Source organism: Mycobacterium sp. 20KCMC460 (assembly GCF_022179425.1).
In the GTDB taxonomy this organism is placed as follows: domain Bacteria; phylum Actinomycetota; class Actinomycetes; order Mycobacteriales; family Mycobacteriaceae; genus Mycobacterium; species Mycobacterium kiyosense.
On the sequence record NZ_AP025524.1, the window covers coordinates 5,233,623 to 5,246,222 of the forward strand.

Genomic DNA, 12,600 nt, shown 5'->3' on the forward strand with positions numbered 1-12,600 from the left:
GCGCCGCCCTTCCGGGGCTGCAGCACCAGGGAGCTCTAGTCGTCCTCGCCCTGCGGGGGCAGATCCTTGACCGCTTGCGGGTCGTTGTCGGTCTGGCCCACCTTGGCCGCGCCACCGGGAGAACCCAGTTCCACGAAGAAGTCGGCGTTGATCTGGGTGTACTGGCCCCACTGCTCAGGCACATCGTCTTCGTAGTAGATCGCCTCGACCGGGCACACCGGTTCGCAGGCGCCGCAGTCGACGCACTCGTCGGGGTGGATGTACAGCATCCGGGCACCCTCATAGATGCAGTCGACCGGGCACTCCTCGATGCACGCCTTGTCCTTGATGTCGGTGCAGGGCTGGGCAATCACGTAGGTCACGGACGTCTCCTCAACGTGTCCTTCTGGTACGGCTCTGTGGGCTGTCGGTCGCGCCGCCCGGGGGCTTCCAGACGGCGGACCGGTACTGCAATTGGTTACTGATACTAGACGTTGCACATACAGGCGGGCCAAATGGCACGCCCGTAACTGTGTCCAGCCACTATCCACCTTCTTGCCGACCGTCCCGCCTCGGCCCCGGTAGAGATCTGTGACACTGGACGGGTGGTCCGCGGGGCAGTCACGCCGTCGTTCAGGGTCGAACCACGGATGCCGGCAGATCTGCCGGAATGTGTCGAAATTCTCCGCTCTGTCCACCGTGCGGACGGCTACCCGCGGTTCTGGCCCACCGATCCTGCCCGCAGGATCGCATCGAAAAGGGAACTCGTCGCGTGGGTGGCCAGGGACGCTGCGTCGCGCATCTGCGGCCACGTCTCGCTGCACCAAGTCGGCGACGGCCCAGACGCTGATCTGTGGACCGCCTCAGGCCTCGGGCCGCAACGACTGATGGGCCTGAACCGGCTGTTCGTCGCCCGGGCACATCGCCGGTCGCACGTGGGCGAGACGCTGATGATCACGGCGACCCGTTATGCCCATCAACACGGCGTACAACCGGCACTGGACGTTGCCCAACACGGCAGCGCTGCGATCGCGCTGGACGAACGCCTTGGCTGGCGCCGCGTCGGCGAGTGGGAATTGACGGTCGACGCGAAACGAAGCCTTCCGCTCTTCGCCTACGCCGGTCCGCCCCCGAGTGGTCTGCTGTGATGTCCTACCCAAATCTGTTGTCCCCGTTGAATCTTGGCTTCATCACTCTGCGCAACCGGGTGGTGATGGGGTCGATGCACACCGGCCTGGAAGACCGCGCGCACCACATCGATCGGCTGGCCGCGTACTTCGCCGAACGCGCGCGCGGCGGCGTGGGGCTCATCATCACCGGCGGCTACGCCCCCAACCGCACCGGCTGGCTGCTCCCGTTTGCCGCCGACCTGACCTCCGCGGCCCAGGCCCGTCGGCACAGACGTGTCACCAGCGCGGTGCACGACGAGGGCGGCAAGATCCTGTTACAGATCCTGCACGCCGGACGCTATGCCTACCATCCACTTTCGGTGAGCGCCTCGTCAATCAAGGCTCCCATCAACCCGTTTCGGCCCCGAGCCCTGACCAGCCGCGGGGTCGAGTCGACCATCGCCGATTTCGTGCGCTGCGCGCTGTTGGCCCGCGAAGCGGGCTACGACGGTGTCGAAATCATGGGCAGCGAAGGCTATCTGGTCAACCAGTTCCTGGCCCCCCGCACCAACAAGCGCACCGATTCGTGGGGCGGCTCGCCGGCCAACCGCCGGCGCTTCCCGGTCGAGATCGTGCGTCGCACCCGGGCAGCAGTGGGGTCCGATTTCGTCCTCTGTTACCGGATGTCGATGGCCGACTACGTCGAAGACGGCCAGAGCTGGGACGAAATCGTCGCGTTGGCAACCGAAGTACAGGCCGCCGGGGCAACCATCATCAACTCCGGGTTCGGCTGGCACGAGGCACGGGTGCCCACGATCGTCACCTCGGTGCCCAACAGCGCGTTCGTCGGCATCAGCAGCGCCCTGGCCGAACACGTCGACATCCCCGTAGTGGCGTCTAACCGAATCAACATGCCGCAGGCCGCCGAACAGATCCTGGCCGACAGTCACGTCCGGCTGGTCTCGATGGCCCGGCCGTTGTTGGCCGATCCCGAATGGGTGCTCAAGGCGCAATCCGAACGGGCCGACGAGATCAACACCTGCATCGCCTGCAACCAAGCCTGCCTGGACCACGCGTTCGCCAGGAAAACGGTGTCGTGCCTGCTCAATCCCAGAGCCGGGCACGAGACGAAGTTGGTGCTCGCACCGGCCCGGCGCGCGTGCACGGTGGCCGTGGTGGGCGCCGGCCCGGCCGGACTGGCCGCGGCGGTCAGCGCCGCCCAGCGTGGGCACCGGGTCACCCTGTTCGAGGCCAACGAGTTCGTCGGGGGCCAGTTCGACCTGGCGCGGCGCATTCCGGGCAAAGAGGAATTCAGCGAGACGGTCCGGTACTTCTCGACGATGCTGGCCAAGCTCGGCGTCGAGGTCCGGCTGGGCACCCGGGCGGGTGCGGACGATCTGGCCGGTTACGACCACGTGGTGCTCGCCACCGGCGTCGCCCCGCGCCTGCCGGCCATCCCCGGCATCGACCATCCCAAGGTGCTGACCTACGCCGAGGCGATCACCGGCGCCAAGCCGGTCGGCAAGACGGTGGCCGTCATTGGCGCCGGCGGCATCGGCTTCGACGTATGCGAACTGCTGGTCACCGACGAGTCGCCGACGCTGAACCTCAAGGAGTGGAAGGCGGAGTGGGGGGTGGTCGATCCGCAGGAGGCTCGGGGCGCGCTGAGCACGCCCCGGCCCGCCCCGGCGGCCCGGCAGGTGTACCTGCTGCAGCGGACCAAGGGTCGGCAGGGCAGGCGGCTCGGCAAGACCACCGGCTGGGTGCACCGGGCGTCGTTGCAGGCCAAAGGCGTGCACCAGCTGTCCGGGGTCAATTACGAGCGGATCGACGACGACGGCCTGCACATCAGCTTCGGACCGGACCGGCAACGGCCGCAGCTGCTGGCGGTGGATTCGGTGGTGGTGTGCGCCGGCCAGGAGTCGGTGCGCGACCTGGCCGACGACCTACGCCGTGCGGGCGTGGATCCGCACATTATCGGCGGGGCGGCGGTGGCCGCCGAATTGGATGCCAAGCGTGCGATCAAGCAGGGCACCGAACTCGCCGCCAAGCTCTGATGCAGAATTTGTCCGCCCAGTGCGCCTTGCTCTCCGACTCAACCCCGATACGACTCGACACTGCACCGCGTTCGCTACGGAGGCCACTGTCGCGGTCGCTATTCATTTGTACGGTTGGATAGGCGGACTAGACAATCGCACTCTGACTCAAGGCTGCGGAACTATGCGCGCAGGTGGTCGACGTGGACGGAGCTGGCGTGACCCAGCGGCTGTGACGGCGGCGCTCGACGCGTTAGGAATATCCTCCGCGAACATTGCGGAACATCGCTCAATGCGGCGTCAAGCCGTACACGTAGTAGCACGGCATTGCCGTCTGCCCAGGACCGATAGGCGCCGGCGCGGTACCCGGCGCATTCCACCTCGGAACGCCATCGACGACCCAGCAATTCTTGTCCGCGAGGTCACCCGTTTGGGGCCTGCCCGTAGTGGGATTGTTGGGAAGCGACGGAAGACCAGGGGCTCCCGGTTGCTGCTGTTCAGAAGACGGCGCGGGCTGCTGTTCGGAGGACGGCGTGGGCGACGGATTCTCGGGATCGGCGGTCGCCGTCGGCGCACCGGCCAGGATCGGGATCGCGCCTGCGACCACCAGTCCTCCCAGCAGGGCTCTCCGGCCTTGTCCCGGAATGATCATCGGCTTCCTCCCCGTCAATTGATGCAAGTCTGCACAGATGGCACCGAAATAACAGCGTTTCGCCGAAACTAGGCTGGCCGCCTGCCGACAACCGAACCCACGATCAAGTCAGGTACTCGCAATCGCGGCAGGGCTGTGAACGTCACCTTTGATCGGGCTGGTCGCGCGGAAGCCCGGGCCAATACCCGCGGGGTCGCGAGTCGGCTGAATTATAGGGAAAACCCTGTATCGATCTCGGTGCCACAATGCGTAGTCTCAGCGCGACACGTCGCAAAAGTAAGAGCGTCACGCCATAAGAACCGCTCTTCGAGGAATGCCCGTCAGCACCTTTGTCGCGACCGTGGCGATCGTGCTGGCTAGCCGTATTGACAACGCCTGACACAGGCTTTCGGAAGGGATCGGACATGAAGCTAATTAATCGCGGACTGGCAGCCGGCTTTGCCCTGACATGCGTGGCAGTCGGATTGGCCGGCCCGGCGCATGCCGAACTGCTCGAAGGGACCTACGCGGCAAGAGTCATCGAACCTCAGGGCTTCCCGACGAATACCTGGGTCTTCAGCTCGTGTGGTCCGGATTGTCTGCTGCGGCAAATAGGTTCTAACGAGAATACGTATGTAGAACTACACCGACAGGGCACTTCCTGGGTCGGAACAGCGGGCTCCACTACGACAACCATCGATAATGCCTCACTGGTTGTGCATTCAGGTCCCTTCGTTTTTGAGTTGACAAAAGTCGGCTGAGCGCAGGTTGACTTGCTCGTGACTGACTGACCAATCCACAGAATGGAAAGATTCATGAAAATGGTGGTTCCGCAACCACTTGCGTTCGCACTTGCAGCAAGCTCGATTGCCCTGGCGTCCCCGGCCCTGGCTGATGACCCGCCACCGGTCCCCGTCACTCCGGGACAGCACACCCTGACAATTACTTCTAACGGGCACGCCTTCGCCGTGACGGTCGCACTGGACTGCGGTCCGGCCTGCTTCTCCATGACGCACGAGACAACGCGCAACGAGTACCAATGGATGGGCGACAAGTGGCTTGATCCGAGCCAAGGGCTGTGGACCGCCGACGGCATCACGTTCACAAACCGCAACGGCCGCACCGCCATCATGTCCTAGGGGAGACACGTGCAACTGGCCGCCGGCCAGTAGAGAGCTAACCCTCGCGAAGAAGTCACCGACTGCGCGAGAAGGCTGTGAACAACTTAAGACGGCGCTGTGGCCTGGGCCAGAGTCTCCGATTTCGCTCTCCGCAGAACTGCCCCGAATCTCCCTCTGACCTGCGATTAGTTACGGATACCCGACGTCTGGCGATATCTGTTTCGATGGAAGCACGCCCCCGGTTCCTGGTATCTTTTACCAAAGACGGCAACCGATGGGCAGATGTCGTCGCCGTCTTAGAATGGCGGTGCAATATTTGGGGAAGGTGTCTGCACAATGAGGTTGTCTGTAATTGGAATGGGTGTCGCCGCTGGTGCTGCGGCGGTCTCGCTGGGCTTCGGCGCCGGGATCGCGTCCGCTGACCCACTGGACGCGGCGATCAACACGACGTGTAACTACGGGCAGGTAATGGCCGCACTGAACGCGACGGACCCGAGTGCGGCGGCGAAGATCTCCACCAATCCGGTCGCAGTGGCCAAGCTCAATCAGTTCCTGAGTTCGGGTCCGGACGGCCGCCGGGCGATCGCCGCGCAACTGTCTGCGATACCGGGTGCGCAGCAATACGTCAACGACCTCGTCGTGGTCGCTGACACCTGCAACAACTACTGAGTTCTGCATAACCGCGGGCGTAGCGCTGCGTCCCGTGCTCTGCGGAGCCGGGATGGCGTTGCGCTCGCGGTTTTATGCGGCCTGTGAGGCGTACGTCGTGGTGCGCTGACGCGCCGGCCGCCCGATGCCTTCGGCAATCGCCACCAGCTCGGCAACCGACTTCGCCGAACCGTGCTCGGAGCCGGCCATCCGCGAGATGGTCTCCTCCATCAGCGTGCCGCCCAGGTCGTTGGCGCCACCGTTGAGCATCACCTGAGTGCGCTCGATACCGAGCTTCACCCAGCTGGTCTGGATGTGCGAGATGCGGCCGTGCAGCATGATTCGGGCCAGCGCGTGGACCGCTCGGTTGTCGCGGTGAGTGGGACCGGGCCGGGCCGCCCCGGCCAGATACAGCGGTGAATTGTTGTGCACGAACGGCAGCGGCACGAACTCGGTGAAGCCGCCGGTGCGGTCCTGGATGCCGCGCAGCACATTGAGATGCCCCACCCAGTGCCGCGGGCTGTCGACGTGGCCGTACATCATCGTCGACGACGACCGCAGCCCCACCTCGTGCGCGGTGGTGACGATCTCGACCCACAACGACGTCGGCAACTTGCCCTTGGTGAGCACCCAGCGGACCTCGTCGTCGAGGATCTCGGCGGCGGTGCCCGGGATGGTGTCCAACCCGGCCTCGCGCAGGCTGATCAGCCACTCCCGAACCGACAGCCCGCTCTTGGTCACCCCGTTGGCGATCTCCATCGGGGAGAACGCGTGCACGTGCATCGACGGCACCCGCGCCTTAACCGCGCGCACCAGGTCGGCGTAGCCGGTGACCGGTAACTCCGGGTCGATGCCGCCCTGCATGCAGATCTCGGTGGCGCCGGCCACGTGCGCCTCCCAGGCGCGGTCGGCCACCTCCTGCGCCGACAACGAGTACGCGTCGGCGTCGCCCTTGCGCTGCGCGAAGGCGCAGAACCGGCAGCCGGTGTAGCAGATGTTGGTGAAGTTGATGTTGCGGTTCACCACGAACGTCACGTCGTCGCCGACGACCTCGCGCCGTAACGAATCGGCCAGTGCCGTCACGGCTTCCAGCGCCGGGCCATCGGCGGTGGCCAGCGCCAGGTATTCGTCGTCGGTGCAGCCGCCCGGGTCGCGCTCCGCGGAGCGCAGCGCGGCCAGCACATCGGTGTCGATGCGTTCCGGGGCGCGGGCCACCAGTTCGTCCACCCGCGACCGGATGGATTCCCAGTCGCCGAACGCACTGTCGAGGTCGCTGCGCGACTCGGTGTTGCGCCCCTCGGTGTCGATCGCGGCGTTCAGGTCCACCCGGCCCGAGGAGGCCACCTCGTCGGGCTCCTGCCAGGGCATGCCCACCGGGTTGACGTCGCGGGCGAAACCGGTCGCCGGATCGGCAAGCGCCACAACGTGTCCACGCACCCGCGGGTCGATCCACGCCGCGCCGGCCTGAACGTACTTCGGTTGCGCGGTCAACCGCTGCACCAGGTCATAGCCCGCCTGCTCGGTGACGGCGGCCAGGTCATCCAGAGCCGGCCAGGGCCGCTCGGGGTTCACATGGTCGGGCGTCAGCGGCGAAACCCCGCCCCAGTCGTCGACACCGGCCGCCACCAGCGCCAGGCACTCTTCGCGTGACACCAGATTCGGCGGCGCCTGAATCCGCATGCCGGGGCCCAGCACCAACCGGGCCACCGCCACCGTCGCCAGATAATCGTCGATGCCGGCGTCCGGCACAGCGGCCATCGCGGTGTGTTGCTTGGCCCGGAAGTTCTGCACGATCACTTCCTGGATATGCCCGAACTCCTTGTGCGACTTGCGAATCGCATGCAAGGTGTCGGCCCGTTCGGCCAGTGTCTCACCGATGCCCACCAGCAGCCCGGTGGTGAACGGAATGGACAACCGGCCGGCGTCGGTCAGCGCGCGCAGCCGCACCGCCGGGTCTTTGTCCGGACTACCGTAGTGCGCAAGGCCTTTGGTCTCGAACAGTCGCCGCGACGTGGTCTCCAGCATCATGCCCATCGACGGCGCCACCGGCTTGAGCCGCGACATTTCCGACCAGGTCATCACCCCGGGATTCAAGTGCGGCAACAGCCCGGTTTCCTCGAGCACCCGGATGGCCATCGCCCGCACATAGGACAGTGTCGAGTCGTAGCCGCGCTCGTCGAGCCAGTCCCGCGCCTCGCCCCAGCGGTCCTCGGGCCGGTCACCGAGGGTGAACAAGGCTTCCTTGCAACCGAGTTCGGCGCCGCGGCGCGCCACGTCGAGGATCTCGTCAGGCTCCATGTAGAGGCCGAGGCCCTGCGCGCGCAGCCGGCCCGGGACGGTGACGAACGTGCAGTAGTGGCAGTTGTCCCGGCACAAGTGGGTGACCGGGATGAACACCTTGCGCGAGTAGCTGATCGGCAACCGGCCACCCGGGCCGCGGCGCCCAGCCGATTCCAGGCCGGCGTCGCGCACCCGCGCTGCACTCGCGCACAGGTCGGCGAGCTCGTCACCGCGCGCGGTCATCGCAATCGCCGCTTCGTCGACGTTCAGCGCGACGCCGTCGCGAGCCCGCCGGAGCACCCGTCGCAGCGCCGACGCCGTGGGCCTGGCCGCAGAAGGCGCTGGACGGGGCAGGGGATCAGGCAGAGCCGTGGGCTCCGGAGTTACCGGCACGTTGGTGTAACTTTCCCGCGCCGCGATTTCATCCGCGCGTCCTGGGTGAGAAACGTGGGCAGCCCTGGTGCCATACGCGCAACAGTAGCGGCAGGGCACCGGCGGCCCGTGACTGACCGGGCGCAGCGAACCAGCCATGTTTGCCAAGTACGACATCCGCGACCGACGACCGCGATACGATTCTTGGTTCCTGGTATTAAGTAGGGGTGGGTGAGATGTCGTTTGTGCACGTGGGGCCAGATGCTCTCAAAGCGGCGGCGGCGTCCATCGCCGACATCGGCACCGAGATCAACTCGGCAAACGCAGCCGCGGCACTGCCGACGACCGGCGTGGTGGCCGCCGCCGCCGACCAGGTCTCGGCCCAGATCGCGGCCCTGTTCTCCTCACACGCCCAGGGATACCAGCAACTCAGCGCCCAGGTGACGGCTTTTCACGACAAGATCGTGCAGGCCATGGGCGCCGGTGCAAGCGCCTACGCCAACGCCGAGTCCAGCGCCGCGCGAACGCTGGTTAACGCCGTGAATGCGCCCGCCGCCCAGTTGCTCGGGCACGCGCTGCCCAGCCCGGGCGCCCTGGCCGGCAACGTCGTCGGCGGTTTCGGCGCGCAGGTGCAGCGCCTGTTCTCGCCAGCATCCACCAACCTGCTCGGCGCGCTGGCGCTGACACCGACGGGTGGGATCAGCGGGTTCGGCAGCCTGGCGGCCGCCAGCTCACTGCTGGGGCAGGCAGCCGCGGCGCCGGCGGCGTTCCTGCCGGTGTCGTTTGCCACCGCGATCGAGAATCTTTACCTCACCTTCGAGCCGTGGGTGCAATACGGCTTCAACCTGGCCGCGTACCTGGCGGGCTGGGTGCCGTGGGTCGGCATCCTGGCGCCGCAGATCAACTTTTTCTATTACCTGTTCGAACCCATAGTGCAGAGCGGCCTGTTCAACACCCTGGACTGGCTCAGCGGGACGGTCAGCCTCAGTCAGGGCCTGAGCAATTTCTGGTCGGCGACGACGGCGTCGATCAACAACTTCATCCAGACCGAGATCTACTGGTTCCTCAGCTTCTTCCCGCCGTTGCCGCCACTTCCGTAGCGGTCAGGACCGGGTTCTGCTGCGCCACAACACCCACACCGGCGGGACCACCCCGCACACGATCAACAGCAACGCGCCGTAGGCCATCACACCCTGGCCGCCCAGGACGATGTCACCGCCCGGACCGCCCAGGCTCAGCCCCGCCACGGTCGACAGCCAGGTCCACAACGGCAGCGCCGCCACCCGAGGCGAGGTCGTCCACTTGCTCCCGGCCCATACCAACGCGGCGTTGACCAGCCCGCTGACCAACGCGCTCACCGGAAATGGAACCGAGCCGATATAGGAAGGCAGCAGCATCGCACCGGCCAGCGCGGAGAGCACTCCGTCGACGGCCAACAGCGTCAGTACAACAGCACGGATCGCAGGATCCGTCGCGCTCGTCTCTTCGGCCGAGACGGCGCGTGGCTTGGTTTCGGTCAGGTTGGGACGCTGTCGAGCTGCGAGACGATCGACCCCAGTACCCACTGCAGGCTGTCGAGGCGGTCCTGCCAGTGCTGCTGGTTGGGATCCAGGTCGGGGTCCATGTGAAATTCCTTCCGTGGCTGCCTAATTAGCTAGCCTACGTGCCCGGCGCGGGGAAGCCCAGACCGGCCAGCAGATCCGTTTCCCAGCCGCGCTCGTCGCGCTCGCCCGCGTCTCCGGCGACCAGAACGTAGTGTTCCTCCGCCAGGATGGGCAGGGCCAGGTTGTTGGACAGCGCGCCCGCTTTACCAGTAGGACCCACCCGCACCTGCGTGGCGTGCTCGGCCAGCGCGGCGACCTTGGCCGCGTGCGCGGCCGGGTCGGCTTGGACGACGGCGGTGATGCGGTCGTCGGGATAAGCGAACGGGATGTCCTCCGGCGGCAGCACCCACCCGGGGTGCAGGTCGTCGGGAGTCAGCGCACGCAGGCCGGACGCCAGCGCCCCGCGGCCCAGGAGGGTCCAGTAGAACTTCGGCACGGTCCACGGGTCCCCGGGCAGATCCGGCCCGGCGGCGCCGGCGCGCGCCACCGCAGCGGTGGTGACGGCGTGGGTGCGCATATGGTCGGGATGCCCGTAGCCTCCGTCGGGGTCGTAGGTGACGACGACATGCGGGCGCAGTTCGCGGATGAGCGCCACCAACGCGCCGACGGCCTCGTCCTCGTCGGCGTCGACGAACCGGCGTCCACCTCGCGGCTCGGTGCCCGCCATTCCCGAGTCGCGCCAGTGACCCGCACCGCCCAGGTAGATGGGCTCGGCGACGCCGAGCGCCCGTAGCGCCCTGGTGAGTTCGCCGATCCGGTAGCCGCCGAGTTGGTCTGCGTGGTCGGCGGCGAGCTGTGCCCAACGGTCGCCGATGACCTCGCCCTCCTCGCCGAGGGTGCAGGTCACCACGTGGACCTGGGCGCCGCGCGCGGTGTAGTGCGCGATGGTGGCACCGTTGCTGATGCTCTCGTCGTCTGGGTGGGCGTGGACGAACAACAGCCGTGGCGAATCCATGGACGCACCCTACCCACCTTCGGCGAACGATAGGAACGCCAGCGGCTACTATCGTTGCATGCCGCACGCCACGCCCACGATGCCGAAAGCCCGGCAGAGACGTCGTCGCGGCGAAGTTCTGGAGCGGGCGCTTTACGCGGCGACGGTCGCCGAGTTGGCGGCCGTCGGGTACGGCCGGCTGACGATGGAAGGCATTGCGGCGCGCGCACACACCGGAAAGGCGGCCTTGTACCGGCGTTGGGCCTGCAAGCACGACCTGGTGCATGCCGCCCTGATCCACACGCTGCCGCCACTGCCCGAGCCGCGCCCCGGCCGCTCGGCTCGGGAGAACCTGCTGTCGGTGTTCACCGCACACCGCGACGTGCTGGCCGGCAAGACCGACTTTCCCGGCCTGCAGATCATCAGCCAGCTCATCCACGAGCCGGAGCTGCGCACTATATTCGCCGACGCGGTGGTGCTGCCGCGCACCAGGATCGTCGAGTCGATCCTGAAAACCGCTGTCGCTGAGGGCGACCTGAATCCCGAGATGCTCACCCCGCTCAGCGCGCGGGTGGGTTCGGCCTTGATCAACCAGCACTTCATGCTGACCGGGACACCACCGACCCGTCGCGAACTGGCCACCATGGTGGACACCGTCATTCCACCCAAACTGACTGCCGCGCAAGGCGATTGAGCGGACAGCCCGGCGCGAACCGTCAGGTGTTGCCGGTGAGCAGGCCGAGCACGTCCTGACCGAACATCAACCCCTGGCCGAAAATACCCGGCAGACCGCCGATTTCGCCGCTGTTGAAGGTTTGTGATGCACTGCCGGTCAACAGCCCGGCGGTGAAGTTGGCCGGCGTCGGTGCACCGACGAGAACATTCAGCGCCTGCTCGCCGGTGCCCACGAACAGGTTCCCGACATTGAATGCACGGTTGAGCGCACCGTTCAACGCACTGTCGGTACCGAAAACCTGTTTCTCCCAAGCTATTTCGTTTGTCAACAGCGTGTTGTTGAACAACTGCTCGTTGGCGATCAGATTCGCGTGGAAACCGAGCTGCGCCGATTCCACCTGCTGAAACGGCCCCGCCGCCGCGGCCGCCTGCAGCGAAGCGCCCGCGGCCGCGATCGGTCCGGTGTTGCCGGTAGCCAAGCCGAACAAGTCAGTCGGGACCATCAGCGCCTGATCGAAAGCACCTAACAATCCGCCGATCTGACCGCCGTTGAACACCTGGGCGCCACTGCCGGTCAATAGCCCGGCGGTGAAGTTCGCCGGCGTCGGAGCACCGACGAGTACGTTCAGCGCCTGCTCCCCGGTGCCAACCAACAGGTTTCCTGCGTTGAACGCGCGGTTCAATGCGCCGTTCAGCGCACTGTCGGTGCCGAAAACTTGTTTCTCCCAAGCTACTTCGTTGGTCAACAGCATGCTGTTGAACAGTTGCTCGTTGGTCAGCAGATTGGCGTGGAAACCGAGAATCGCCGCTTGAAGTTGCTGCGCCGGAGTTCCGGCAGCCGCCAGCGCCGCAACACTGGCCGCCTCCGCGGACGCATACGCACCGGCACCGCTGCGCAGCGTCTGCACGAACTGGTCGTGGAACTGCGCTGCGCGCGCGCTGACTTCCTGGAACGCCTGCCCGTGCGCACCGAACAGTTCCGCGACGGCCGCCGACACCTCGTCGGCGCCGGCCGGCAGCACCGCGGTCGTCGCACCCGCCGCCGCGGAGCCGGCCGCTCCCAGTGCCGACCCGATGCCGGCCAGATCAGCAGCAGCTGCCGTCACCCATTCGGGCGCCATCGACAAATAGGACATCGCAGAACCTCCCCGGACCGTCACGCCGGCCCTCCCAGTGCCGAACGTGAACGACTTCACGACGAGCCGATGGTA

General features: G+C 66.5%; 11 protein-coding genes. 6 read left to right on the top strand and 5 right to left on the bottom strand.

Annotated elements, in window-relative coordinates; all coding sequences use genetic code 11:
• Window positions 1-35: 35 nt before the first annotated feature.
• Window positions 36-362 carry a ferredoxin gene (gene fdxA, locus MKCMC460_RS24015; RefSeq protein ID WP_180914903.1) on the bottom strand — a complete coding sequence of 109 codons (327 nt, stop codon included), beginning with the start codon at window positions 360-362 and terminating at the stop codon, window positions 36-38.
• Window positions 363-629: 267 nt separating this feature from the next.
• Here fdxA and MKCMC460_RS24020 point away from each other — a divergent pair, with 267 nt between their 5' ends.
• From MKCMC460_RS24020 to MKCMC460_RS24035, 4 genes are all read left to right on the top strand, one after another.
• Entirely contained in the window at window positions 630-1,127 is a 498-nt protein-coding gene (locus tag MKCMC460_RS24020; protein ID WP_255731327.1) for a GNAT family N-acetyltransferase, read from the top strand.
• The gene (locus MKCMC460_RS24025; RefSeq protein WP_236977545.1) at window positions 1,127-3,145 is read left to right on the top strand and encodes an NADPH-dependent 2,4-dienoyl-CoA reductase; all 2,019 of its coding nucleotides are present in this window, start codon (window positions 1,127-1,129) and stop codon (window positions 3,143-3,145) included. Before MKCMC460_RS24020 ends, MKCMC460_RS24025 begins: the two co-directional genes overlap by 1 nt.
• Window positions 3,146-4,570: 1,425 nt before the next feature.
• Complete coding sequence (locus MKCMC460_RS24030; protein WP_238304941.1) at window positions 4,571-4,894, top strand: hypothetical protein; 324 nt, start codon at window positions 4,571-4,573, stop codon at window positions 4,892-4,894.
• Window positions 4,895-5,212: 318 nt separating this feature from the next.
• A complete protein-coding gene (locus tag MKCMC460_RS24035) occupies window positions 5,213-5,545 on the top strand; it encodes a hemophore-related protein (protein WP_236977548.1) in 333 nt (110 codons plus the stop codon).
• A 72-nt stretch (window positions 5,546-5,617) separates the two neighbouring features.
• Here MKCMC460_RS24035 and MKCMC460_RS24040 read toward each other — a convergent pair whose 3' ends face one another.
• Window positions 5,618-8,197: a bifunctional FO biosynthesis protein CofGH gene (locus MKCMC460_RS24040; RefSeq protein ID WP_370652987.1), complete on the bottom strand. Its 2,580-nt coding sequence runs from the start codon at window positions 8,195-8,197 to the stop codon at window positions 5,618-5,620.
• A 215-nt stretch (window positions 8,198-8,412) separates the two neighbouring features.
• Between MKCMC460_RS24040 and MKCMC460_RS31445 the strand changes: the two genes are divergently transcribed.
• A complete protein-coding gene (locus MKCMC460_RS31445) occupies window positions 8,413-9,276 on the top strand; it encodes a PE family protein (protein ID WP_255730908.1) in 864 nt (287 codons plus the stop codon).
• 3 nt (window positions 9,277-9,279) lie between these two features.
• Here MKCMC460_RS31445 and MKCMC460_RS24050 read toward each other — a convergent pair whose 3' ends face one another.
• Both MKCMC460_RS24050 and mshB read right to left on the bottom strand, forming a co-directional pair.
• Window positions 9,280-9,741, bottom strand: a complete 462-nt coding sequence (locus MKCMC460_RS24050) for a hypothetical protein (protein ID WP_236977549.1) — start codon at window positions 9,739-9,741, stop codon at window positions 9,280-9,282.
• Between the two features lie 94 nt (window positions 9,742-9,835).
• Window positions 9,836-10,735 carry an N-acetyl-1-D-myo-inositol-2-amino-2-deoxy-alpha-D-glucopyranoside deacetylase gene (gene mshB / locus MKCMC460_RS24055; protein ID WP_238304943.1) on the bottom strand — a complete coding sequence of 300 codons (900 nt, stop codon included), beginning with the start codon at window positions 10,733-10,735 and terminating at the stop codon, window positions 9,836-9,838.
• A gap of 58 nt (window positions 10,736-10,793) precedes the next feature.
• On the opposite strand from mshB, the gene MKCMC460_RS24060 reads away from it, so the two are divergent.
• A complete protein-coding gene (locus MKCMC460_RS24060; RefSeq protein WP_236977551.1) occupies window positions 10,794-11,408 on the top strand; it encodes a TetR/AcrR family transcriptional regulator in 615 nt (204 codons plus the stop codon).
• Between the two features lie 22 nt (window positions 11,409-11,430).
• On the opposite strand, the gene MKCMC460_RS31570 is transcribed toward MKCMC460_RS24060, so the two are convergent.
• Window positions 11,431-12,525 (bottom strand): PE family protein, encoded by a 1,095-nt coding sequence (locus tag MKCMC460_RS31570; RefSeq protein ID WP_289624945.1) that lies wholly within the window; start codon window positions 12,523-12,525, stop codon window positions 11,431-11,433.
• Between the last annotated feature and the right edge of the window lie 75 nt (window positions 12,526-12,600).

Excerpts from the sequence above, each read along its gene's own strand:
- MKCMC460_RS24020 (WP_255731327.1), top strand. The coding sequence starts at position 630 with ATGCCGGCAGATCTGCCGGAATGTGTCGAAATTCTCCGCTCTGTCCAC.
- MKCMC460_RS24025 (WP_236977545.1), top strand. The coding sequence starts at position 1,127 with ATGTCCTACCCAAATCTGTTGTCCCCGTTGAATCTTGGCTTCATCACT.
- MKCMC460_RS24030 (WP_238304941.1), top strand. The coding sequence starts at position 4,571 with ATGAAAATGGTGGTTCCGCAACCACTTGCGTTCGCACTTGCAGCAAGC.
- MKCMC460_RS24035 (WP_236977548.1), top strand. The coding sequence starts at position 5,213 with ATGAGGTTGTCTGTAATTGGAATGGGTGTCGCCGCTGGTGCTGCGGCG.
- MKCMC460_RS31445 (WP_255730908.1), top strand. The coding sequence starts at position 8,413 with ATGTCGTTTGTGCACGTGGGGCCAGATGCTCTCAAAGCGGCGGCGGCG.
- mshB (WP_238304943.1), bottom strand. The coding sequence starts at position 10,735 with ATGGATTCGCCACGGCTGTTGTTCGTCCACGCCCACCCAGACGACGAG.
- MKCMC460_RS24060 (WP_236977551.1), top strand. The coding sequence starts at position 10,794 with ATGCCGCACGCCACGCCCACGATGCCGAAAGCCCGGCAGAGACGTCGT.
- MKCMC460_RS31570 (WP_289624945.1), bottom strand. The coding sequence starts at position 12,525 with ATGTCCTATTTGTCGATGGCGCCCGAATGGGTGACGGCAGCTGCTGCT.